The organism is Actinomadura violacea (assembly GCF_017573465.1).
Classification (GTDB): domain Bacteria; phylum Actinomycetota; class Actinomycetes; order Streptosporangiales; family Streptosporangiaceae; genus Spirillospora; species Spirillospora violacea.
Genome location: NZ_JAGEPF010000002.1, coordinates 11,901 through 32,499, shown reverse-complemented (window position 1 = coordinate 32,499; position 20,599 = coordinate 11,901). Strand labels below are relative to the sequence as shown.

Genomic DNA, 20,599 nt, shown 5'->3' with positions numbered 1-20,599 from the left:
ACGCATCGAGTTCCTCACACTCCGTTCATCGCGGCCGGTACGGCGGGCAGGCGGAGCCGCAGCCGGACGGTGCTGCCGCCCGGTCCGGTGCGGATCTGGACGATGGAGCAGAGCAGCCGCACCGCCCACAGCCCGAACCGGCCGCCGGTCGCGGTGCCGGACGGGCGGGGCGGGACGAGCCCGTGGCCGGCGCGCGGGTCCCAGCTGCCCTGGTCGGTGACCTCGCAGACCAGCGCCGGGTCGGCGCCGGACGCCTCGGTCCACATCCGCAGCACGATCGGCGGCGCGCCGTGCCGCAGCGCGTTCGTGACGACCTCGGTGACCGCGACGAGCAGCCGCTGCAGGTCCTCGTCGGGCAGCGGGGTGCGGTGCGCGTACTCGGTGACGTAGGCGCGCAGCCAGTACAGGTCGGGGCGGACGACGTCCAGCTCGTCGGCGTCGGCGGGCGGCGGGGGCAGGGGCTCGCCGTCGCACTTGGCGCTGTAGGCCCACGGGTCCATGTAGAGGGGGTTGGCGATGGACCGCGCGCCGCGCACCGTCTCGGGGTGGGTGCGGCGCCCGGCCGCGACCACGCCGGCGGGCAGCGACGAGGAGTAGGGGCACATGATGGCGGCGCCGGTGCCGCGGAAGGCGATGTTCAGCATCGCCTCGACCCGCTGCCACTCCAGCACCTCCAGCGGCGGCCGCGACGCCCACACGACCGGCTCGCCGAGGAGGCGGAGCCGCCGGCCGCGCCAGGCGGTGTCGTCGGCGTCGCTCAGGCAGTCGGCGAGGGTGCGGGCGGGGTGGGAGTACCAGGCCGCCGGCTCGACGAACTCGACGGACGCGGCCTCGGCGCCGAGGGCGTCGCGCAGCAGCATCTCGCGGGCGATCCCGCAGAGGGCGATGACGCGGTCGCCGGCCTCGGCGCCGTCCCGCAGGAACGGCAGGGCCCCGTCGAGCAGGTCGTCGACCCTGTCGTACGGCAGGACGCAATGGGTGAAGGATTCGCTCACGGCGGCCCCAGGTCGCGTCTTCGATGCCGGCGTTCTCGGCCTGCCGCGGCGCCGGCAGACCTGACAAGGGTAGGTCGCCTTCCCCATCGTGCGCCGATCCGTTCACTAATTACCCCGACGGGTTTTTCACATAGTGCGACGAGATGCCGGGCGGGTGCGGCGGTCCGGGCGGGTGCGGCGGTAGAGGACGGCGCGCATGCCCGGGGCCATCGCGGCGATTAATTCATCGGCCGTCATGGACGCCAGCGGTTCGACGGCCAGGACGTAGCGGCCGAAGATGACGCCGGCGAGCTGGGCGCTGCACGCGGCGGCGCGGTGCCGGGCGTCGGGCCCGCCGACGTGCTCGGCGATGCGGTCGATCATCTCGCGGCCGACGACGTCGCGCAGCAGCCGGGTGAGCTCGGCGTCCTGCGTCGCGGCGCGCACCATCAGGATCAGCGGGCCGCCGCGCTCGGGGTCGTCCCAGGTCGCCAGCATCGCGGCCAGGACGCGTTCGGGCAGCGTGGCGGGGTCGCCGGGGAGCGCGGCGGCCAGCACGTCCGGCGGGTTGGCCAGCAGCCCGAGGACGGCGCCGAACAGGCCCTTCTTCGAGCCGAAGAAGTAGCTGATCAGCGCGGCGTCCACGTCGGCCTCGGCGGCGATGGAGCGCAGCGTCACCTTGCCGTACCCGTCGGCGAGGAACCGGGTGCGCGCGATGTCGAGGATCTGCGCGCGGGTGTCGGGGCTGCCGCGCCGCCGCCCGCGCGACGCCCGCCCGGACGCGGCGCCCGTGCCCGCGGCGGCCGGCGCGTCCGCGGGCGGGCCCCCGGATTTATTCATCATGGTTGAAATGTAGTCCGGGCGGGCGTCACATTCGAGGTGTCACCGCGAAGAGATCCCGTCACCTGGAGGCTCCGATGGCCACCACCGCAACGGCGCCCGGAGAGCAGGTCCACCGGGCCGTGCTGCCGGCCGTCATGCTCGCCCTCGCCACCGTCGTGTCGGCGGTCGCGTCCCTCAACACCGCGATCCCGTCCATCGCCCGCGACACCCGCGCCACCCAGACCCAGCTCTCCTGGATCATCGACGCCTACGCGCTGGTGTTCGCGGCGCTGCTGCTCCTCGGCGGCGCGATCGGCGACCGCTACGGGCGGCGCCGCGCGCTCGCCGCCGGGCTCGTGGTCTTCGGCGCCGGGTCGGCCGCGGCGATGTTCGCCAGCGACCCCGGGTGGCTGATCGCGATGCGCGGCGTCCTCGGCGCCGGCGCGGCGCTGGTCATGCCCGCGACCCTGTCCACGATCACCTCGACGTTCCCGGCGCGGCAGCGGACCCGCGCCGTCGGCGCCTGGGCCGGCGTCGCCGGCGCCAGCGCGATCTTCGGGCTGCTGGTGTCGGGGAGCCTGCTGGAGCAGTGGTCGTGGCGGTCGGTGTTCCTGCTGAACATCGTGCTCGCCGCCGTCGCGCTCGCCGCGACCCTCGCGGTCGTCCCCGAGTCCGCCGACCCGGACGCGCCCAAGCTCGACCTCACCGGCGCGCTCATCACCGTGCTCGGGCTCGGCGCCGGCGTCTACTCCGTCATCGAGGCGCCCACCGAGGGCTGGACGAGCGCCCGCACGCTCATCGGCCTCGCCGCCGCGGTCGTCGTGCTCGCCGGGTTCGTCGGCTGGGAACTGCGGAGGCCCAACCCGCTGCTCGACCCCCGGCTCTTCCGGCACCGCGCGTTCGCCGCCGGCACCCTGTCGATCACCGTGCAGTTCTTCGCGTTCTTCGGGTTCGTCTTCATCGTCCTGCAGTACCTGCAGCTCGTGAAGGACCGCGGCCCGCTGCTCGCCGCCGTGAGCATGCTGCCGATGGCCGCCGCGATGATGCCGTCCGCACGCGGCATCGCGCCCCGCGCCGCCGCCAAGGTCGGGCCGCGCCGCGTCATCGTCGCCGGGCTCATCCTCGTCGGTGTCGGCCTGCTGGTGCTGTCCCTGCTGGACACGGGCAGCAGCTACTGGGTGATGCTGGGCGGCATCATCCCGCTCGGCGCCGGGATGGGGCTCGCCATGACGCCCGCCACCGCGTCCATCACCGACGCGCTCCCGCCCGAGAAGCAGGGCGTCGGGTCGGCGGTGAACGACCTGGCCCGCGAGCTCGGCGGCGCCCTCGGCATCGCGGTGCTCGGCAGCGTCCTGCAGTCCGGCTACCGGGCGAACCTCGACACCACCGGGCTGCCGGGGCCGGTCGCCGAGCACGCCAGGACGTCCCTCGCGATGGCGGCGCACGCGGGCCCGCAGGTGATGCGGCAGGCGCAGGCGGCGTTCGCGGACGGCCTGCACACCGCGCTGCTGTCCGCCGCGGTCGTCCTCGCCGTCACCGCCGTGGTCGTCGGCGCCCTCTACCGCCGTCCCGCCACGGCGGCCGAGGAGCCGCACACCGGTCGGGACGCCGCCCGGGCGGCGGAGCCGGCCAATTGACCGCACGCTTCCGCGAACCAGGCGAGCACGGGCCCCCGCCCTGAGACGGGGGCCCGTTCCGCGTTTCCGGACGGCTCGCCCGTCGGCGTATATATCGTGCCGTGCCGACCAGCCGGGACGCTAAGCTGAACGCGCTCCTGCACGGAGCACCGGCGGGCGTGGCGAAGTAGGCATACGCGGCAGGTTTAGGTCCTGTTGGTGGAGACACCGTGGGGGTTCGAGTCCCCCCGCCCGCACCCTTCCGCGGCGGCCCGGCCCGGCCCGCCGCGTCCGGGGGTCAGGCCGAGAGGTCGCGGCGCAGCCGCTCGACGTGGCCGGTGGCCTTCACGTTGTAGTAGGCCTTCTCGACCTTGCCGTCGGCGTCGATGACGAACGTCGAGCGGATCACGCCGACGACCACCTTGCCGTACAGCTTCTTCTCCCCGTAGGCGCCGTACGCCTGCAGGACCTCGGCGTCCGGGTCCGACAGCAGCGGGAAGGTCAGGCCCTCCTTCTCGCGGAACTTCGCGAGCTTGGCGGGCTTGTCGGGGGAGACGCCGACGACGGCGACGCCCTCCGCGTCCAGCTCGGGCAGGATGGCCTCGAAGTCGACCGACTCCTTGGTGCAGCCTGGGGTCATGGCCGCGGGGTAGAAGTAGAGGATCACCCGCTTCCCGCGGAACGAGGCCAGCGAGACCGGGGACGCGTCGGCGTCCGGGAGCTCGAAATCGGGGGCGACGTCGCCCGGCTGCAGCCGTACGGACCCCGACGGAGTCGGGCCGGGGGGCGCGGGGGGTCGTCCCCCCTCGGAAGGTTCTGACACCCTGTGCCGCCTTTCGCTCGGATGATGGGTCCAACGGTACCGCCCGGGGTCCGGCGGGCGTCCGGCGGGAAGACCTGCAACACTGTTCGGATCATGCTTCGCCCGACACGACAAGGACAACGGCATGGCTGACCGCGACCCGGAGGCGCTGGAGCGGGAGATCGAGCGCACCCGCCTGGAACTCGCGCGCACGATCGACGAGCTGGCCGAGCGGGTCAACCCGAGGAACCTCGCGCACAAGGGCGGTGAGCGGATCAAGGAGGAGGCCGGGCAGCTCGTCCAGGCCGTGAACGCGATCGTGCGGCCCGAGGGCGAGGACGGCGAGCCCGGCCGGCTCGACAAGCGGATCGTCTACGCGGGCGCCGCGGCGGCGGTCACGCTGACCGCCCTCGCCCTGTGGCGCCGCAAGCGCAAGCGCCGCTGAGACCACCCTGTGAAGGCGCCGGACCGCGACCCGCGGCCGGCGCCTTCGCGTTCTCCGGGCCCGTTCAGCCGAGGTCGGGGGCGGTCGCGGTGAAGCGGGCCTCGACGGCGGCGCGGACGATCTGCACCTCCGGCTCCAGGTCGATCGCCTCGGGCTCGCCCGCGTCGCCGGGGGCGCCCGCGTACGCGGCCAGCGCGACCGGCCGCGGCATGCCCTCGTCGCGTCCGAGGCCCTCGTCGGACAGCTCGACCAGGCCGGTGAGCCGGGCGCCGAGCGCCGCGGCGTACCGGCGGGCGCGCGCGACGGCCTCCTGCGCGGCCTGCTCGGCGGCGCGGCGGTGGACGTCGCTGTCGCGGCGCAGGTCCCAGACGGGGCCGTCCACCCGGACCCGTTCGAGGTCGGCGAGCCGGGTGACCAGCTCGCCGAGCACGGTGAAGTCGGCGACCGTCACGTTGATCAGGACGGTGCCCTGGTAGGCGCGGATGTCGCCCTCGCGGCGCCGGTACTTCACCAGCGGGGTGATGGTCAGCCCGCCGGTCTCGGTCTTCTCCACCGCGTCGCCGTAGGAGGCGATCAGGTCGAGCGCGGCGCGGTTGCGCTCGGTGAGCCGGTCCAGCGCCCTGCGCCGGTCCGGCTCCTGCGACTGGACGTGCACCGCCAGCCGGGCGATCTCCGGCTGGGCCTCCAGGACCGCCTCGCCGCGGACGCTGATCAACGGTGCGTCGCTCATACCGCCAACCTAGCCGGTGCCGGGGCGGGCCACGCGCCTAGAGGAAGGTCTTCCCCTCGCCCCGGTAGGTCGGGACGGTCCGGACGAACCGGTCGTCGTCGATCAGGTGCAGGTCGGCGAACCGCTCGCACAGCTCGCCGGCCTTGGTGTGCCGGAACCAGACCCGGTCGCCGATCCGCAGCTCGTCGGCGGCGTGCCCGAGCAGCGGCGTCTGCACCTCGCCGGCGCCCTCGTTCGGGTCGAAGGACAGCCCGGCGGGCAGGTAGGGGCGGGGGAGCCGGACGTCGTCGGCGGGCCCGGAGGCGAGGTAGCCGCCGCCGAGGCAGGTCGCGACGCCGGGGGCGGGGCGGCGGACGACGGGCAGCGCGAACAGCGCGGCGGGCCGTCCGGTGAAGTTGGAGTAGTAGTCGAACAGGTGCGGCTGGTACAGCCCGGACCCGGCGGCGATCTCGGTGACGGCGCGCTCGGCGGCGGTCTTCTCCACGCTGCCGGTGCCGCCGCCGTTGACGAACTCCAGCTCGGTCAGCTCGCGGACGGCGCGGACGATCGCGGCGCGGCGCCGGGCCAGCTCCATCCGGGACCGCTGCTGCATGGCGCGGATGACGCGGCCGCGGGCGGGCCGGCCGGGCGGCAGGTCGCCGACGCCGGCGATCTGCGACTCGTAGGCCATCAGCCCGGCGAGGTGCAGGCCGGGGCGCTTGAGGATGCGCTCGGCGAACCCGGCGACGTCGGCGGGGGTGCGCAGCGGCGAGCGCAGCGCGCCGATCCGGACCCGGCCGCCGAGCGGCCGGTAGGAGGCGTCGATGTCGACGCAGACGCGGACCCGGGCGTCGCCGGCGGCCTGCTCGATCAGGTCGAGGTGCTCGGCGCAGTCGACCATCAGGGTGATCGCGCGGGCGGCGGCGGGGTCGGCGGCCAGCTCGGCGATCGCGCCGCGGTCGGCGGTCGGGTAGGCGACGAGGATGTCGTCGCCGACGCCCTCGCGGGCGAGCCAGAGCGCCTCGGGAAGGGTGAACGCCATGAGCCCGGCGAAGCCGTCCATGGCGAGCGCCTCCTCCAGGAGGGCGCGGCAGCGCACCGACTTGCTGGCGATCCTGATGGGCTTGCCGGCGGCGCGGCGCACCAGGTCGGCGGCGTTGGCGCGGAAGGCCGCGAGGTCGACGACGGCGAACGGCGCCTCAAGGCCGGCGGTCGCGGCGTCGTAGCGGTCCCGGAGGTTCATGTGTGCCACACTGCCACAATAACGGTAAATGTGAAAACATCTCACATACCGTCCGGCGTGCGGCGTCACCCCTTGCGCGGATGCGCGTCGAAGAACCTCCACAGCATGGCACTCGCCTCCGACGGCCACGCATGCGTCCCGCCCTGGATCTTGCAGAAGGTGACCTCGACGCCCTGCGCGCCCTTGCCCGTCCCCTGGCAGTCGGTGTTCCCGGCCAGCGCCTTCACCTTCTCGCGCGGCTTCGGCAGCTTCGCGACCTTCCGCCAGAAGTCCACCGCCTGCGACACGGGCGGGAACGGCCGCTTGTCATTGAAGTCGCGGTTCCCGCCGCCGTTGAACGGGACGTTCCCGTCCGCCGTCCCATGGAAGATCATCGCCGACACCGGGCGGTCCGGGTCGCACTTGGTGACCAGCGACCCCTCGACCACCCCGATCGCCGCCACCTTGTCCGCCTTCTCGCAGGCCAGCTTGTAGGCCATGCCGGCGCCGTTGGAGAACCCGGTGACGAACACCCGGCCGGGGTCGGCGAGCCCGGCGCCGGTCAGCTTGTCGATCAGCTTGCTCAGGAACCCCACGTCGTCGATGTTCCCGATCTTCGCGGCGCCGCAGCAGCTCCCCGCGTTCCAGGTCGTCATGAACCCGTCGGGGTAGGCGACGACGAACCCCTTGTCATCGGAGATCTTGTCGAACCCGGTCAGCGACTCCATCTTGTTCATGTTGGCGAGGCCGCCGTGCAGCGCGATGACCAGCGCTGGCTTGTCCGCCGGCCTGCCGTCCTTCCACTTGCCGTCCGCGACCTTGGCCGGGACGTGCAGCAGGTACTCGCGGTGCCCGGGCGTGCCCACGTCGATCTTCTCCTTGTGGGTGCCCGCGGAGGTCGCGATCCCGTCGACGGTCGCGGGACGTCCGCCCGCCTTCCCGCCCCCGCCTCCGCCGCCCTTGCCCGTGCAGCCCGCGAGGACGAGGGACAGGGCCACGGCGACAACGAGGATCCAGCGCATGCGTGCAAAAGTAACCTCAACGGCGCCCCTCAAACTACTCATGAGTAGACCATCCGGGCGGCGCCCCGCCGGCCCGGCCGGAACCTCGGCCGTCACGAGCCCCGAGACCGCCGGGCGCGGCACGACCGCCCCGCGCACGTCCGGCGCGTAAGCTCGTACACCCGCCCCGCAAGAGGCCCTGAGCTGCCGCTTCGCGCCGAGAGTGAGACCGAGACGTGGACCAATACGTGCTGACCCTGTCGTGCCCCGACCGGCCGGGCATCGTCGCCGCCGTCTCCGGAGCCCTCGCAGGGCGCGGCTGCAACATCCTCGAGAGCCAGCAGTTCGGCGACCCCGACTCCGGCACCTTCTTCATGCGGGTGCAGTTCGCCGCCCCGCCCGGCGCCGACCCCGACGGGCTGCGCGCCGCGTTCGCCTCCCTCGCGCCCGACCTCGGCCTGCAGTGGCGGCTGCACGACCTCGCCGAGCGGCCCCGCGTCCTCATCATGGTGTCCAAGGGCGGGCACTGCCTGAACGACCTGCTCTACCGGCAGCGGTCCGGCCTCCTCGACATCGACGTCGTCGCCGTCGCGTCCAACCACCCCGACCTGCGGCCGCTCACCCAGTCGTACGGCATCGACTACCACCACCTCCCGGCCGGCCCCGGCGGCAAGGCCGCGCAGGAGGCCGAGGTCCTCGCGCTCGTCGAGCACTGCCGCGCCGACCTCGTCGTCCTCGCCCGCTACATGCAGATCCTCTCGGACGACTTCTGCGCCAAGCTCCCCGGCGCGATCATCAACATCCACCACTCGTTCCTGCCGAGCTTCAAGGGCGCCCGCCCCTACCACCGGGCGCACGAGCGCGGCGTCAAGCTCATCGGCGCCACCGCCCACTACGTCACCGCCGACCTCGACGAGGGCCCGATCATCGAGCAGGAGGTCGCCCGCGTCGACCATACCCACAGCCCCGAGGAGCTGGTGGCGGTCGGCCGCGACGTCGAATGCCTCGCGCTCGCCCGCGCCGTCCGCTGGCACGCCGAGCACCGCGTGCTGCTCAACGGGGACCGCACCGTCGTCTTCCGCTGACCGTTCGCGCAGGTGAAAGCGTGAGATGTCGGCATGGCGTGTTTCACTCCACGTGATAATGCATCACTATCGGTAGTGATAGATCGTCCGGACGTGCCGGTGGCTCACGGGGGTGGCTATGGCCGAGGCTCTGGTCAAGGACCTGATCGAGGAAGAGCGCAGCAGGCGGCAGGCGCGGCGCCTGGCCGTCCGCGAGTTCCGCCCGCGGCGCGCGTTCGCCGGGCTGGCGGCCGCGCTGGTGGTCACCGCCGCGGGCGGCATCGCCGCCATCGAACTGCTCGCCGCGACCCTGCACTCCGGCGTGCACCCAGTGCCCGGCATGGGCGCCCTCGTGCACGCCCTGCGGCATCACCCGTGGCGCGACGCGGGCGTCCGCGAGGCCGCCGCCGCGACCGCAGGCTGCGGGCTGCTGTTCCTGCTCGCCGCGCTGCCCGGGCGGCTGCGGGGCGTCCCGCTGGACGGCGCCGACCCGCGCCTGGCGGGCGTCGTCCGCCGCTCCGCGCTGCGCCGCGCCGCCGCCGACGCGGCACTGACCGTCCCCGGCATCGAGCGCACCCGCGCCCGCGGCCTCGGCCTGCTGCGCCGGCGGCTGGTCGTCCGGACCGTCACCCACTACCGCAATCCGGCGAACCTGGAGGAACTGGTGCACGCCGCCGTCACGGCGCGCCTCGAGCGGATCGAGCCGATGCACCGTCCCCTGGTGGACGTCCGGCTGCGCTGGCGGAAGGACTGACATGAGGATCCCGATCGCGGCGACCGGCGCCCTGCTGCTGCTGTGCGGCGCGTCCGCGCTCGCCCTGAGCGCGACCGGCCTCGCCGGGCACCCGCCGCTCGACCCCGCCGTAACGGACTTCGCCGCGCGCAGCCCGTGGTTCCTGCCCGCCGCCGCCGGCATCGCGGAGATCCTCGCGCTCGCCGGCCAGCTGTGGCTGGTCGTGCAGGGCCGCACCGTCGTCCACCTGCGGTGGCCCGACCTCGACCCGCAGACCCGCGCGCACTCCCGCGCCGCCGCCGACGTCCTGGTCAAGACCGCCAAGGAGCTCCCGGACGTCCAGGACGTCCGGGTCCGGCTCACCGGCACCGTCAACCGGCCCCGCCTCGTCATGCACGTGACCTGCGCCGGCGACGCGCTGCTCAGCGAGGTCTACGGCGAGCTCGGCGCGGGCCCCGTGGAGCGCTACCGCCGCGCCCTGGGCATGCCCGACCTGAAGGCGATAGTCCGCTTCCGCCTGGCGTTCCCGCAACCCGAGAAACGCCCCAGGACCCCCCACCCGGAAACCGCCTGACCAGCGTTCTCAAGCCCAACCGGCGCATGCAAGTGTCCTTGGCCCAGCCACGCAGCGACCTGAACCGTCGCGATCGCGTGCGAAGCCAAGTCCGAACCTGCACGGAACCACCGGCAGCAACCGGCGCACTGTGCTTGGCCCAGCCACGCGGCGACCTCAGGAGTCGCGATCGCGTGCGAAGCCGGATTCGAGCGAAGCGAGAATCCGATCGCGCAGCGAGGCCCCCAGGGCCGAGTCGAAGCGATGCTGCGATCGCACGCATTGCCCGCCGAAGGGAAGGCGCTCTAGCGCCTGACCGCCAAGGGCAATGCCAATAAACACGGCACCCGTCCGGGCGGCGCCGGGCGGGGTCGGCGCCGGAGCCCGGACGGGTGTCCGCGCTCGGGCGGGCGCCCCTGCGCCGCGGAGCGGGCGCATGCACACGATGGGCGTCCGCGCACGGGGATGGTCGTGCAGGTCGGGCGGCATGCATCCGTCACTATGCGCGATCTTCTGGTAACGGTCACGGTTGTGTACATTTCGTTCACGGCAGATCCGTGAGGAAGGGCCGAGACGAGAGGTACGGGTGGGATGCGGCGTCCCGGTTGGGCGGCGCCCGGACGCTGGAGCCTGGCGCGGCAGCTGCTGGCGCTGCAGGCGGCGATCGTCGCGCTGCTGGTGGCGGTCGGCGCGACGCTCGCGTACCTGGACGCGCGGCGCGCGACCGACGAGCGGGCGGCGCACACGGTGACGGCGCTGGCGGAGAGCATCGCGGACGCGCCGGACGTGCGGGCGGCGGTCGCCGGTCGGTCGCCGAGCCGGATCCTGCAGCCGTACGCGGAGCGGATCAGGCGCGACACCGGCGTGGACTTCATCACGATCATGAGTCCGGCGGGGATCCGGTACACCCATCCGAACCCGAGCCGGATCGGCGGCCGGTTCGTCGGGAACACGGCGCGGGCGCTGGCGGGGCACGAGTTCACCGAGACCTACACGGGGACGCTCGGGCCGTCGGTGCGGACGGTGGTGCCGGTGTTCGGGGAGGGGCGCCGGGTGGTGGCGCTGGTGGCGGTCGGTATCACGATCCGGGCGATCTCGGCGGAGCTGCGGCGGCGGCTGCTGGTCGTGGTCGGTATCGCGGCGATGGTGCTGGCGCTCGGGATCGGGGGGAGCTGCCTGGTGGCGGCGCGGTTGCGCCGCCAGACGCGGGGGGTGGCGCCCGCGGAGCTGCGGGGGATGTTCGAGTACTACGAGGCGATCCTGCACGCGGTCCGGGAGGGGCTGGTGCTGCTGGACCGCGGGGGCCGTGTCGTGCTGTGCAACGACGCGGCGCGCGAGCTGCTCGACCTGCCGGCGGACGGTCCGGCGGGGCGGGACGTGGGCGGGCTGGGGCTGCCGGGCGAGCTGGTCGCGTCGATGACGTCGCCGGTGCCGCGCGCGGACGAGATCCATGTCGGCGACACGCGGGTCCTGGTGGTGAGCACGTCGCCGGTCCGGTCGGGGGACCGGGCGATGGGCAATGTGGTGACGCTGCGGGACCATACGGAGCTGCAGGGGCTGACGGGGGAGCTGGACACGGTCCGCGGGTTCGCCGAGTCGCTGCGGTCGCAGGCGCACGAGGCGGCGAACCGGCTGCACACGGTCGTGTCGCTGGTGGAGCTGGGCCGTCCGGAGCAGGCGGTCGAGTTCGCGACGGCGGATCTCGCGGCGGCGCAGCGGCTCACGGACCGGGTCGTCGGGTCGGTGGCGGAGCCGGTGCTGGCGGCGCTGCTGCTCGGCAAGTCGGCGGAGGCGGCGGAGCGGGGCGTGGAGCTGGAGATCGCCGAGGACACCGCGATCGACGGGGTGGTGGAGCCCCGCGACCTGGTCACGATCCTCGGCAACCTGATCGACAACGCGGTGGACGCGGCGGTGGAGAACGCGGGGGCGCGGGCGCCGCGGGTCCGGGTGAGCGTGCGCAGGGAGGGCGGGCGGCTCGTCCTGCGGGTCGCCGACAGCGGCCCCGGGGTGGACCCGGCGGACGTCCCGGAGATGTTCCGCCGGGGCTGGACGACCAAGTCGTCGGGCGGCCCGGTCGGGCACGGGCTGGGGCTGGCGCTGGTCGGCCGGGCGGTCCGGCGGCACGCCGGCACCGTGGAGGTCGGCGGGGACGACGGGGCCGTGTTCACCGTCCGGCTGCCGCTGGACGCCCGATGATCTCGGTGCTGGTCGTGGAGGACGACCCGGTCGCGGCCGAGGCGCACCGCTCGTACGTCGAGCAGGTCGCGGGGTTCGCGGTCGCCGGGGTGGTGCATTCGGGCGCGGACGCGCTGCGGTTCTGCGAGCGGTCGCCGGTCGACGTCGTCCTGCTGGACTTCTACCTGCCCGACACGCACGGCCTCACCGTGTGCCGGGCGCTGCGGGCGGGCGGCAGCGAGGTCGACGTGATCGCTGTCACGTCCGCGCGGGATCTCGCGGTGATCCGCTCCGCGGTGTCGATCGGGGTCGTGCAGTACCTGCTCAAGCCGTTCACGTTCGCGTCGCTGCGCGACAAGCTCGTCCGGTACGCGCGTTACCGGGAGCAGCTGGTGGGGGCGGGGGAGGTGTCCGGGCAGGCCGACGTGGACGGCATGCTCGCGACCCTGCGCACCCCGGACCACCGGTCGCTGCCGAAGGGGATGAGCGGCGAGACGCTCCAGGCGATCACCGAGGTGCTGTCGGGCGCGTCCGAGGGCGTGTCCGCCGCCGCGGCCGCCGATCTCACCGGGGTGTCCCGCGTCACCGCGCGCCGCTACCTGGAGTACCTCGCCGAGAACGGCCTCGCCACGCGCCGTCCCCACTACGGGCAGGTCGGCCGGCCGGAGGTCCGCTTCTACCCGGGGTAGACGGGCCCGCCGCGGGGTACCTACGGGACGAACGATCCGTCAGCGACATCGGGGGAGTTGTCGTGGGTGACCTGAACGACAAGGTGGACCGCAGGACCGCCGAACCGGAGCGGAGGAACGAGCCGGGCGAGCCCCGCACGGCCCGCACCGGGGAGGCCGCCGACGACGCCGGACGCGCGGGGGACAAGCCGCGCAAGGTCAAGCCGGGCGACGCCGCCCGGAAGATGCGCGCGATGTTCAAGGGCTAGCGCCCTGGGCGGCGGGGGCGGGCGGCGCTGCGCCGCCGGCCCCCGCTTCGCATGTAAAACCCTGTTGACCTGGCCGTTCGTCCGCCCCTGACGGGTTTGGTGTGATCCGCGGTGAGCATCAATCGCACATTGCCGACGCATCGGGGGGACACCGTGAGCCAGGACGATGGACGCAGGGACGGCTCGGTCGCCACGCAGGACCGGCCGAAGGACCGGCCCGGCGAGGGCCCGCACCGCTCCCGTTCCGGCGGGACGAGCGAACTCGTCACGTCCGGCGGCCGCACCGAGATCGCCGACGTGGTGGTCGCCAAGATCGCCAGCATGGCGGCCCGCGAGGTGGGCGGCGTGCACGAGATGGGCGCGGGGATGAGCCGCACGATCGGCTCGGTCAAGGAGCGGCTGCCCGGCGTCGCCGCGGACCCGACGCAGGGCGTCGGGGTGCAGGTCGGCGAGCGCCAGGCCGCCATCGACATCGACCTCGTCGTGGACTACGGCGCGTCGATACCGGACCTCGCCGACGCCGTCCGCACCAACGTGATCGGCCAGGTCGAGCACATGTGCGGCCTGGAGGTCGTGGAGGTCGACATCACCGTCGACGACATCCACCTGCCGGACGACGACCGCGACGAGTCCGAGCAGCCGACGGGTCCGCGGGTGCTATGACCGCCCGCACCCGCACGACGCCCGGCGCCGCCCGCGCCGCCGCGCCCGCGCGCCGCGCCACCGCCCGGAAGGGCACGTCCGCGAGCACCGAGCGCCCGGACGCGGTCCGGGCGTCCTCGGATTCCGGGTCGGACGGCGGTCCGGGGCGGCTGGTGGAGCGGGTCGCGGAGGCGGCGGCCGGGTGCCGGTCGGTCGCGGGGCTGACCGCCGGGCCGCGGGCGCGGATCATGACGTACCGGGCGGGACGGCCGCTGGCCGGCGTCGCCGTGCGGGACGCGGAGATCGAGGTCGGGGTGGTGGCCCGGGTGGAGCGGCCGCTGCCGGAGACCGCGGAGGACGTGCGGCGGGCGGTGCGCCCGCTGGCCGGGGACCGCCCGGTGCACGTGCTGATCGGGGACATCGCCGAAGGGGGAGCGAAGTGATTCCGGTATGGCCGCTGGTGGGGCTGGCCTTCGGCGTGGCGCTCGGGTTCGCGGGCGCGTTCGGCGGGTTCGGCCCCTTCTTCATCGTGCTGTTCCTGGGCTGCCTCGGGTTCCTGACGGGGCGGGCGATCGAGGGGAACCTCGACATCCGGCAGCTGTTCTCGTTCAACGCCGGCAGGCGGCAGCGATGACGGCGGACGAGCGGGTCGTCGAGACCGACGACGTCCGGCCGCCGGGCGAGCGGGGGCGGACGGTGATCAGCGACCGGGTCGTGGAGCGCATCGTGGCGCGGGCCGCCGAGGAGACGGCGGGGTCGGGCGGGCTCGACCGGTCGGTGCTCGGCGTCGGCCTGCCGGGGCGCCGCGCGGCCCGCACCGACGTGCGGGTGCACGGGAAGGTCGTCACGGCGAAGGTGGCGGTGTCGGTGGCGTACCCGCTGCCGGTGCGGGACGTGGCGCGGCGGGTCCGGGAGGGCGTGCGGGAGCGGGTGGAGGCGCTGACGGGCCTGACCGTGCGGCAGGTGGACATCGACGTGGCCGCGCTGGAGCGGCCCACCGGGAGGACCGTCTCATGATCACGCATGCCGGGCACCGGCGGGCGCCGGCGCGGGGGGCGCGGACGTCGGGGGAGCGCCGGGCGGACCGGGCGGCGCGGCACGCGTTCCGGTCCCGGCGGGTCCGGATCGGGTCGGTCGCGGCGCTGCTGCTGCTCGCGGCGTCGGTGATCGCCGCGATCGACGTGATCTCGGCGATGATCGGGTCGTCGCTGCACGTCGTCGCGTACCGGGCCCTGCTGGACGTCCGGTGGGACGGGTGGGAGACCCGGGCGATCAGCGGCGGGCTGGTGCTGGTGGGGCTGGTGTTCCTGCTGGCCGGGCTGCTGCCGGGACGGTCGCGGGTCGTCCCGCTGCACGGCGCCGTCCCCGACGTGATGATGGGCGTGAGCAGGCGCGGGCTGCGGCGGGCGATCGCGGCGGCGGCGGAGGACGCGACCGGGGTGGCGCGGGTGCGGCGGGTCCGGCTCGGGCGCCGGCGGGTGAAGGTCGTCGCGGAGACGCCGGTGCGCGACGCGCGGGGCCTGGAGGACGGGGTCGCCGAGGCGGTGGGCGAGTGCCTGGAGCGGATCCGGCCGCTGCGGCCGCGGGCCGTGTCGGTGCGGTTGACGTATAAGGAGGCCTAGGTGGCGGCCAGGACGACCCGGCGGCCCGCGCAGCTGAACCGGACGGGGCTGGTGCTGGTCGGCGCGCTGATGGCCGCCGCCGGCGGGGCGGGGCTCGCGCGCGGGGCGGGCGTGTTGGGCGAGAGCCGGGCGACGGGACGGGTGTTCAGCGGCGCGGTCCGCCGGTACGCGGCCGGTCACGGCTGGTTCTGGCCGGCGGTCGCCGCGGCGGTGATCGTGCTGGCGCTGCTCGGGCTGGCGTGGCTGCTGGCGCAGGGGCGGACGGGGAGGCTGCCGGGGCTGGCGATGGAGCCGGACTCGGCGGGCGGCCGGACGCGCCTGTCGGGGCGGGCGGTGACGGACGCGCTGGAGGCCGAGGTCGGGGAGTACCCGGGGGTGCGGACGGCGCGGGCCCGGCTGGTCGGTTCGTCGCGGCGGCCGGAGCTGCGGTTGAACGTCGCGTACCTGCGGCGCGCCGATCCGGCGGAGCTGCGGCAGCGGATCGAGGAGGAGGCGATGCCGCGGCTGTCGGCGGCGCTGGGCCGCGAGTCGGTGCCGGCGGTGGTGCGGCTGCGGCTGGTACAGGGGGACCGGGCGGAGACGCTGCTCTGACCTTTGATGACACCTTGGGGGCTTGTTGGGTGTGTATGGCGGTTTGTCCGACTAACGTCCTTTAGTGAACATGACGTCGAGGGAATGAGGAGGCTCGCTTGATCGACCTGCTGGTTCCGGGCGGCTCACTGGGGCCTTTCGACGCATGGAAGGAACAGACGGACCACGGCATGGGCCCCTCCGGCTAGAGCGGCCCGAAGACCCGGGGGCGCGGCGTTCGACGCCGCGCCCCCGGGTTCTTCTTTTCCCGATCGGTGGGTTGTGTTTTCCAACTGACTCGTCCGATACTGGGGCAGTGAGTTGGAAAACACAACGGAGGTGGTCATGCGGGACGCGGTGATCGTGGAAGCGGTGCGCACACCCATCGGCAAGGGCAAGCCGGGCGGGGCCCTGCACGCCGACCACCCGGCCGACCTGCTGGCGCGGACCCTGGCCACGCTCGTCGAACGGGCCGGGATCGACCCCGGACTCGTCGACGACGTGATCGGCGGCGTCGTCACGCAGGTCGCCGACCAGGCCCTCAACATCACCCGGACCGCCGTGCTGGCCGCCGGGTTCCCCGAGAGCGTCCCGGCCATGACCGTCGACCGGCAGTGCGGCTCGTCCCAGCAGGCCCTGCACATCGCCGCGCAGGGCGTGCGGAGCGGCGCGTACGACATCGCGATCGCGTGCGGCGTCGAGTCGATGTCGCGGGTGCCGATGGGGTCGGGCGTGCTCCCCGGCAGCGACCCGTTCGGCCCGATGCTCAAGGAGCGCTACCCCGACGGCCTCGTCGGCCAGGGCATCAGCGCCGAGCTGATCGCCGCGAAGTGGGACCTGTCCCGCGAGGAGCTCGACGCCTACGCCTACGAGTCGCACCGCCGCGCCGCCGAGGCGTGGAAGAACGGCGAGTTCGACCGCGAGGTCGCCTGGACCGGGCAGCGCGACGAGACCGTCCGGCCCGGCACGTCACCGGAGATCCTCGCCGGCCTCAAGCCCGCCTACTACGACGAGCGCATGGCGGCGCGGTTCCCCGAGATCGCGTGGAAGGTCACCGCCGGCAACGCGTCCCCGATCAACGACGGCGCCGCCGCCGTCCTGGTGATGGGCGCGGACGTCGCCGAACGGCTCGGCCTGCGGCCCCGCGCCCGCTTCCACGCGTTCGCCGTGACCGGCGACGACCCGCTGCTCATGCTGACGGCGATCATCCCGGCGACGGAGAAGGTGCTGGCCAGGGGCGGCCTGAGCCTCGGCGACATCGACCTGTTCGAGGTGAACGAGGCGTTCTCCCCGGTCGTCCTCGCCTGGCAGCGCGAGACCGGCGCCGACCTGGCGCGCGTCAACGTCCGCGGCGGCGCGATCGCCGTCGGCCACCCGCTCGGCGCCAGCGGCGCCCGCATCATGACCACGCTGCTGCACGCCCTGGAGGACCGCGGCGGCCGCTACGGCCTGCAGACGATGTGCGAGGCCGGCGGCCTCGCCAACGCCACGATCGTCGAGCGGCTGTGACGGGCGGGCCGCCCGGGACCGGCGGTTAGGCTTCCCGGTATGCCGAAGGACGCCCACCCCCGCGAGTGCTCCATCGCCGACACGCTCGACATCGTCGGCGAACGCTGGACGCTGCTCGCGATCCGGGAGCTCAGCTACGGCGTCCGGCGGTTCGACCGGATCGTCCGCAACACCGGCGCGACCCGCGACATCCTGGCGGCCCGGCTCCGCAAGCTGGAGGAGAACGGCATCGTCCGCCGCGAGCGCTACAGCGACCGCCCCGCCCGCTACGAGTACCACCTCACGGCGGCGGGGCGGGAGCTGTGCGACGTGCTGATCGTCCTGATGGCGTGGGGCGACCGGCACCTGCATCCCGACGACCCGCCCGTCCGGTGGCGGCACTCCTGCGGCGAGACCCTCAGCCCGATGGTGATCTGCCGCCACTGCGGCAACGAGGCCCGCCCCGGCGCCCACTCGCCGACGGGCCGGGGCGCCCTCACCTCCTGACCCCGGCGAGACTCCGGAAGGTCAGCACTCGATGACGTTGACGGCGAGGCCGCCGCGCGAGGTCTCCTTGTACTTGTCGAGCATGTCGCGGCCGGTGTCGCGCATGGTCTTGATGGCCTTGTCGAGGGAGACGAAGTGGCGGCCGTCCCCGCGCAGGGAGATGCGGGCGGCGCTGATCGCCTTGATGGCGCCGACCGCGTTGCGCTCGATGCAGGGGACCTGGACGAGGCCGCCGACCGGGTCGCAGGTGAGGCCGAGGTTGTGCTCGATGCCGATCTCCGCGGCGTTCTCGACCTGCTCGGGGGTGCCGCCGAGGACCTCGGTGAGGCCGGCGGCGGCCATCGAGCACGCGGAGCCGACCTCGCCCTGGCAGCCGACCTCGGCGCCGGAGATGGAGGCGTTCTGCTTGAACAGCACGCCGATCGCGCCGGCGGTGAGCAGGAACCGGACGGCGCTCTCGTCGTCGCCGCTGTTCACGAACCGGTCGTGGTAGTGCAGGACGGCCGGGATGATGCCGGCGGCGCCGTTGGTGGGGGCGGTGACGATGCGGCCGCCCGCGGCGTTCTCCTCGTTGACGGCGAGCGCGAAGAGGGTCACCCAGTCCATCGCGGCCAGCGGGTCGGACGCCTTCTCGGCGGACAGCTGGCGGTGCAGCTGCGGGGCGCGGCGGCGCACCTTCAGGCCGCCCGGCAGCAGGCCCTCGCGGGTGCAGCCGCGGGTGACGCTGGCCCGCATGACGTGCCAGAGCCTGATGAGCCCCTCCCGGATCTCCTGCTCGGTGCGGCCGAACGCCTTCTCGTTCTCCAGCATGAGCGCCGAGACGGACAGGCCCGTCTCGCGGCAGCGGTCGAGGAGCTCGGCGGCGGTGTCGAAGCGGTGCGGCAGGACGGTGTCGTCCGGCTTGATGCGGTCGGCGCCGGTGGCGTTCTCGTCCACGATGAAGCCGCCGCCGACCGAGTAGTACACCTTGGAGCGCAGTTCCTCGCCGGAGGCGTCGCAGGCGGTGAAGCGCATCCCGTTCGGGTGGCCGGGCAGCGACTCCTTGCGCTCGAAGACCAGGTGCTCGCCGACGGCGAACGGGACGTCGTGCGAGCCGAACAGGCGGAGGGACTTGTGCTCGCGGATCGCGGCGAGCCGCTCGTCCACCGTGTCGACGTCGACGGTCTCGGGCTTGTCGCCTTCGAGGCCGAGGATGACGGCCTTGTCGGAGCCGTGGCCCTTCCCGGTGAGCCCGAGGGAGCCGTAGAGGACCGCCTGGACGGACGCGGTCCGCTCCAGCAGGCCGTCGCGCCGCAGGCCGCGGGCGAAGCGGTGCGCCGCCGCCATGGGGCCGCCCGTGTGGGACGACGACGGTCCGATGCCGATCTTGAAGAGGTCGAAAACGCTGATGGCCATGGTGCTACCTCGTCGTAGCGCGCGCCCCCTTCCCGCGCGGACGGGGGAAGGGGGCGCGGAGGAGTTACAGGTCGGGGTACAGCGGGTGCTTGTCGGCGAGGGCCTTCACCCGCGCCGACAGCGCCCCGGCGTCGAAGGACGGCTGCAGCGCCAGCGCGATCACGTCGGCGACCTCGGCGAAGTCCTCGGCGGTGAAGCCGCGGGTCGCGAGGGCGGGCGTGCCGATGCGCAGGCCGGACGTCACCATCGGCGGGCGCGGGTCGTTCGGGACCGCGTTCCGGTTGACGGTGATGCCGATCTCGTGCAGCCGGTCCTCGGCGTCGCGGCCGGTGAGCTCGGAGTCCACCAGGTCGACCAGGACGAGGTGCACGTCCGTGCCGCCGGTGAGCACCTTCACGCCGGCCTTCGCCGAGTCCTCGGCGAGCAGCCGCTCGGCGAGGATCTTCGCGCCCTCGACGGTGACGGCCTGCCGGGCCTTGAACTCCTCCGACGCGGCGATCTTCAGCGCGACGGCCTTGGCGGCGATCACGTGCTCCAGCGGGCCGCCCTGCATGCCGGGGAAGACCGCCGAGTTGATCTTCTTGCCGTACTCCTCGCGGGCGAGGATCAGGCCGCCGCGCGGGCCGCCGAGCGTCTTGTGCGTCGTGGTGGTGACGATGTCGGCGTACGGGACGGGCGAGGGGTGCAGCCCCGCCGCGACCAGCCCGGCGAAGTGCGCCATGTCCACCATGAGCAGCGCGCCGACCGAGTCGGCGATCTCCCGGAACGCGGCGAAGTCCAGCTGCCGCGGGTACGCCGACCAGCCCGCCACGATCATCTTCGGCCGGTGCTCGGCGGCGAGGGAGGCGACCTCGTCCATGTCGACCAGGCCGTCCTCGGCGCGGACGTGGTAGGGCACCACGTTCAGCACCTTGCCGGAGTAGTTCAGCCGCATCCCGTGGGTGAGGTGCCCGCCGTGCGCGAGGTCGAGGCCGAGGATCGTGTCGCCGTGCTGCAGCAGCGCGAAGTAGACCGCGGTGTTGGCCTGCGCGCCGCTGTGCGGCTGCACGTTGGCGTGCTCGGCGCCGAACAGGGCCTTGGCCCGGTCGATCGCGAGCTGCTCGGTGACGTCGACGAACTCGCAGCCGCCGTAGTAGCGCCGGCCCGGGTACCCCTCGGCGTACTTGTTGGTCAGGACGGAGCCCTGCGCCTCCAGCACCGACACCGGCGCGAAGTTCTCCGACGCGATCATCTCGAGGGTGGACTGCTGGCGGCGCAGCTCGGCGTCCACCGCCTCGGCGACCTCCGGGTCGGCCGCGGCGAGGGAGTCGTACAGTCCCACG

24 protein-coding genes and 1 tRNA gene are annotated in these 20,599 nt (G+C 73.9%); 17 read left to right on the top strand and 8 right to left on the bottom strand.

Annotated elements, in window-relative coordinates; genetic code table 11:
- Nucleotides 1-14: 14 nt before the first annotated feature.
- On the bottom strand, nucleotides 15-995 hold the full coding sequence (locus J4709_RS02425) for an anti-sigma factor RsbA family regulatory protein (RefSeq protein WP_307800886.1): 981 nt from the start codon (nucleotides 993-995) through the stop codon (nucleotides 15-17).
- Between the two features lie 126 nt (nucleotides 996-1,121).
- Nucleotides 1,122-1,817, bottom strand: coding sequence for a TetR/AcrR family transcriptional regulator (locus tag J4709_RS02420; RefSeq protein WP_232382879.1), 696 nt, complete (start codon nucleotides 1,815-1,817; stop codon nucleotides 1,122-1,124).
- A gap of 74 nt (nucleotides 1,818-1,891) precedes the next feature.
- On the opposite strand from J4709_RS02420, the gene J4709_RS02415 reads away from it, so the two are divergent.
- Together J4709_RS02415 and J4709_RS02410 are read left to right on the top strand one after the other, a co-directional pair.
- The gene (locus tag J4709_RS02415; RefSeq protein WP_208236397.1) at nucleotides 1,892-3,433 is read left to right on the top strand and encodes an MFS transporter; all 1,542 of its coding nucleotides are present in this window, start codon (nucleotides 1,892-1,894) and stop codon (nucleotides 3,431-3,433) included.
- Nucleotides 3,434-3,585: 152 nt separating this feature from the next.
- Nucleotides 3,586-3,669, top strand: a tRNA-Leu gene (locus tag J4709_RS02410).
- A gap of 41 nt (nucleotides 3,670-3,710) precedes the next feature.
- Here J4709_RS02410 and bcp read toward each other — a convergent pair.
- Complete coding sequence (gene bcp, locus J4709_RS02405; protein WP_208236395.1) at nucleotides 3,711-4,235, bottom strand: thioredoxin-dependent thiol peroxidase; 525 nt, start codon at nucleotides 4,233-4,235, stop codon at nucleotides 3,711-3,713.
- Between the two features lie 124 nt (nucleotides 4,236-4,359).
- Between bcp and J4709_RS02400 the strand changes: the two genes are divergently transcribed.
- Nucleotides 4,360-4,659, top strand: a complete 300-nt coding sequence (locus J4709_RS02400) for a DUF3618 domain-containing protein (protein WP_208236393.1) — start codon at nucleotides 4,360-4,362, stop codon at nucleotides 4,657-4,659.
- Between the two features lie 64 nt (nucleotides 4,660-4,723).
- Here J4709_RS02400 and J4709_RS02395 read toward each other — a convergent pair whose 3' ends face one another.
- The 3 genes from J4709_RS02395 to J4709_RS02385 all read right to left on the bottom strand — a co-directional run bounded on the left by J4709_RS02395 (nucleotide 4,724) and on the right by J4709_RS02385 (nucleotide 7,612).
- Nucleotides 4,724-5,389 carry an SIMPL domain-containing protein gene (locus J4709_RS02395; RefSeq protein ID WP_208236391.1) on the bottom strand — a complete coding sequence of 222 codons (666 nt, stop codon included), beginning with the start codon at nucleotides 5,387-5,389 and terminating at the stop codon, nucleotides 4,724-4,726.
- Nucleotides 5,390-5,426: 37 nt separating this feature from the next.
- Nucleotides 5,427-6,611 (bottom strand): amino acid deaminase/aldolase, encoded by a 1,185-nt coding sequence (locus J4709_RS02390; RefSeq protein ID WP_208236388.1) that lies wholly within the window; start codon nucleotides 6,609-6,611, stop codon nucleotides 5,427-5,429.
- 65 nt (nucleotides 6,612-6,676) lie between these two features.
- On the bottom strand, nucleotides 6,677-7,612 hold the full coding sequence (locus J4709_RS02385; protein ID WP_208236386.1) for a CE1 family esterase: 936 nt from the start codon (nucleotides 7,610-7,612) through the stop codon (nucleotides 6,677-6,679).
- A gap of 215 nt (nucleotides 7,613-7,827) precedes the next feature.
- Here J4709_RS02385 and purU point away from each other — a divergent pair, with 215 nt between their 5' ends.
- The 14 genes from purU to J4709_RS02315 all read left to right on the top strand — a co-directional run bounded on the left by purU (nucleotide 7,828) and on the right by J4709_RS02315 (nucleotide 17,882).
- Nucleotides 7,828-8,676, top strand: a complete 849-nt coding sequence (purU, locus tag J4709_RS02380; protein WP_208236384.1) for a formyltetrahydrofolate deformylase — start codon at nucleotides 7,828-7,830, stop codon at nucleotides 8,674-8,676.
- Between the two features lie 118 nt (nucleotides 8,677-8,794).
- Nucleotides 8,795-9,409 carry a DUF6286 domain-containing protein gene (locus J4709_RS02375; protein WP_208236376.1) on the top strand — a complete coding sequence of 205 codons (615 nt, stop codon included), beginning with the start codon at nucleotides 8,795-8,797 and terminating at the stop codon, nucleotides 9,407-9,409.
- A gap of 1 nt (nucleotide 9,410) precedes the next feature.
- Entirely contained in the window at nucleotides 9,411-9,962 is a 552-nt protein-coding gene (locus tag J4709_RS02370; RefSeq protein WP_208236374.1) for a hypothetical protein, read from the top strand.
- A gap of 570 nt (nucleotides 9,963-10,532) precedes the next feature.
- On the top strand, nucleotides 10,533-12,137 hold the full coding sequence (locus J4709_RS02365; RefSeq protein WP_208236372.1) for a sensor histidine kinase: 1,605 nt from the start codon (nucleotides 10,533-10,535) through the stop codon (nucleotides 12,135-12,137).
- Complete coding sequence (locus J4709_RS02360) at nucleotides 12,134-12,805, top strand: response regulator (protein WP_208236370.1); 672 nt, start codon at nucleotides 12,134-12,136, stop codon at nucleotides 12,803-12,805. The genes J4709_RS02365 and J4709_RS02360 overlap by 4 nt, the downstream gene beginning before the upstream one ends.
- 62 nt (nucleotides 12,806-12,867) lie before the next feature.
- Entirely contained in the window at nucleotides 12,868-13,053 is a 186-nt protein-coding gene (locus J4709_RS02355; RefSeq protein WP_173099091.1) for a hypothetical protein, read from the top strand.
- A gap of 153 nt (nucleotides 13,054-13,206) precedes the next feature.
- Nucleotides 13,207-13,716 (top strand): Asp23/Gls24 family envelope stress response protein, encoded by a 510-nt coding sequence (locus J4709_RS02350; protein ID WP_173099092.1) that lies wholly within the window; start codon nucleotides 13,207-13,209, stop codon nucleotides 13,714-13,716.
- Nucleotides 13,713-14,138, top strand: coding sequence for a hypothetical protein (locus tag J4709_RS02345; protein ID WP_208236368.1), 426 nt, complete (start codon nucleotides 13,713-13,715; stop codon nucleotides 14,136-14,138). The genes J4709_RS02350 and J4709_RS02345 overlap by 4 nt, the downstream gene beginning before the upstream one ends.
- On the top strand, nucleotides 14,135-14,329 hold the full coding sequence (locus tag J4709_RS02340) for a hypothetical protein (protein ID WP_232382998.1): 195 nt from the start codon (nucleotides 14,135-14,137) through the stop codon (nucleotides 14,327-14,329). The genes J4709_RS02345 and J4709_RS02340 overlap by 4 nt, the downstream gene beginning before the upstream one ends.
- Nucleotides 14,326-14,712 carry an Asp23/Gls24 family envelope stress response protein gene (locus J4709_RS02335; protein ID WP_208236366.1) on the top strand — a complete coding sequence of 129 codons (387 nt, stop codon included), beginning with the start codon at nucleotides 14,326-14,328 and terminating at the stop codon, nucleotides 14,710-14,712. The genes J4709_RS02340 and J4709_RS02335 overlap by 4 nt, the downstream gene beginning before the upstream one ends.
- Nucleotides 14,709-15,317 (top strand): DUF6286 domain-containing protein, encoded by a 609-nt coding sequence (locus J4709_RS02330; RefSeq protein WP_208236364.1) that lies wholly within the window; start codon nucleotides 14,709-14,711, stop codon nucleotides 15,315-15,317. The genes J4709_RS02335 and J4709_RS02330 overlap by 4 nt, the downstream gene beginning before the upstream one ends.
- Nucleotides 15,318-15,908 carry an Asp23/Gls24 family envelope stress response protein gene (locus J4709_RS02325; protein WP_307800884.1) on the top strand — a complete coding sequence of 197 codons (591 nt, stop codon included), beginning with the start codon at nucleotides 15,318-15,320 and terminating at the stop codon, nucleotides 15,906-15,908.
- Nucleotides 15,909-16,232: 324 nt separating this feature from the next.
- The gene (locus tag J4709_RS02320; protein WP_208236363.1) at nucleotides 16,233-17,396 is read left to right on the top strand and encodes a thiolase family protein; all 1,164 of its coding nucleotides are present in this window, start codon (nucleotides 16,233-16,235) and stop codon (nucleotides 17,394-17,396) included.
- Between the two features lie 39 nt (nucleotides 17,397-17,435).
- Nucleotides 17,436-17,882, top strand: coding sequence for a winged helix-turn-helix transcriptional regulator (locus J4709_RS02315; protein WP_208236361.1), 447 nt, complete (start codon nucleotides 17,436-17,438; stop codon nucleotides 17,880-17,882).
- A 21-nt stretch (nucleotides 17,883-17,903) separates the two neighbouring features.
- Here J4709_RS02315 and J4709_RS02310 read toward each other — a convergent pair whose 3' ends face one another.
- On the bottom strand, nucleotides 17,904-19,277 hold the full coding sequence (locus tag J4709_RS02310; protein WP_208236359.1) for an L-serine ammonia-lyase: 1,374 nt from the start codon (nucleotides 19,275-19,277) through the stop codon (nucleotides 17,904-17,906).
- A gap of 64 nt (nucleotides 19,278-19,341) precedes the next feature.
- Nucleotides 19,342-20,598: a serine hydroxymethyltransferase gene (gene glyA / locus J4709_RS02305; protein ID WP_307800883.1), complete on the bottom strand. Its 1,257-nt coding sequence runs from the start codon at nucleotides 20,596-20,598 to the stop codon at nucleotides 19,342-19,344.
- Between the last annotated feature and the right edge of the window lies 1 nt (nucleotide 20,599).

What these genes read in the sequence shown, in the direction of transcription:
- J4709_RS02420 (WP_232382879.1), bottom strand. Translation starts at nt 1,817, where the DNA reads ATGATGAATAAATCCGGGGGCCCGCCCGCGGACGCGCCGGCCGCCGCG.
- J4709_RS02415 (WP_208236397.1), top strand. Translation starts at nt 1,892, where the DNA reads ATGGCCACCACCGCAACGGCGCCCGGAGAGCAGGTCCACCGGGCCGTG.
- J4709_RS02400 (WP_208236393.1), top strand. Translation starts at nt 4,360, where the DNA reads ATGGCTGACCGCGACCCGGAGGCGCTGGAGCGGGAGATCGAGCGCACC.
- J4709_RS02395 (WP_208236391.1), bottom strand. Translation starts at nt 5,389, where the DNA reads ATGAGCGACGCACCGTTGATCAGCGTCCGCGGCGAGGCGGTCCTGGAG.
- J4709_RS02390 (WP_208236388.1), bottom strand. Translation starts at nt 6,611, where the DNA reads ATGAACCTCCGGGACCGCTACGACGCCGCGACCGCCGGCCTTGAGGCG.
- J4709_RS02385 (WP_208236386.1), bottom strand. Translation starts at nt 7,612, where the DNA reads ATGCGCTGGATCCTCGTTGTCGCCGTGGCCCTGTCCCTCGTCCTCGCG.
- J4709_RS02375 (WP_208236376.1), top strand. Translation starts at nt 8,795, where the DNA reads ATGGCCGAGGCTCTGGTCAAGGACCTGATCGAGGAAGAGCGCAGCAGG.
- J4709_RS02370 (WP_208236374.1), top strand. Translation starts at nt 9,411, where the DNA reads ATGAGGATCCCGATCGCGGCGACCGGCGCCCTGCTGCTGCTGTGCGGC.
- J4709_RS02365 (WP_208236372.1), top strand. Translation starts at nt 10,533, where the DNA reads ATGCGGCGTCCCGGTTGGGCGGCGCCCGGACGCTGGAGCCTGGCGCGG.
- J4709_RS02360 (WP_208236370.1), top strand. Translation starts at nt 12,134, where the DNA reads ATGATCTCGGTGCTGGTCGTGGAGGACGACCCGGTCGCGGCCGAGGCG.
- J4709_RS02345 (WP_208236368.1), top strand. Translation starts at nt 13,713, where the DNA reads ATGACCGCCCGCACCCGCACGACGCCCGGCGCCGCCCGCGCCGCCGCG.
- J4709_RS02335 (WP_208236366.1), top strand. Translation starts at nt 14,326, where the DNA reads ATGACGGCGGACGAGCGGGTCGTCGAGACCGACGACGTCCGGCCGCCG.
- J4709_RS02330 (WP_208236364.1), top strand. Translation starts at nt 14,709, where the DNA reads ATGATCACGCATGCCGGGCACCGGCGGGCGCCGGCGCGGGGGGCGCGG.
- J4709_RS02320 (WP_208236363.1), top strand. Translation starts at nt 16,233, where the DNA reads ATGCGGGACGCGGTGATCGTGGAAGCGGTGCGCACACCCATCGGCAAG.
- J4709_RS02315 (WP_208236361.1), top strand. Translation starts at nt 17,436, where the DNA reads ATGCCGAAGGACGCCCACCCCCGCGAGTGCTCCATCGCCGACACGCTC.
- J4709_RS02310 (WP_208236359.1), bottom strand. Translation starts at nt 19,277, where the DNA reads ATGGCCATCAGCGTTTTCGACCTCTTCAAGATCGGCATCGGACCGTCG.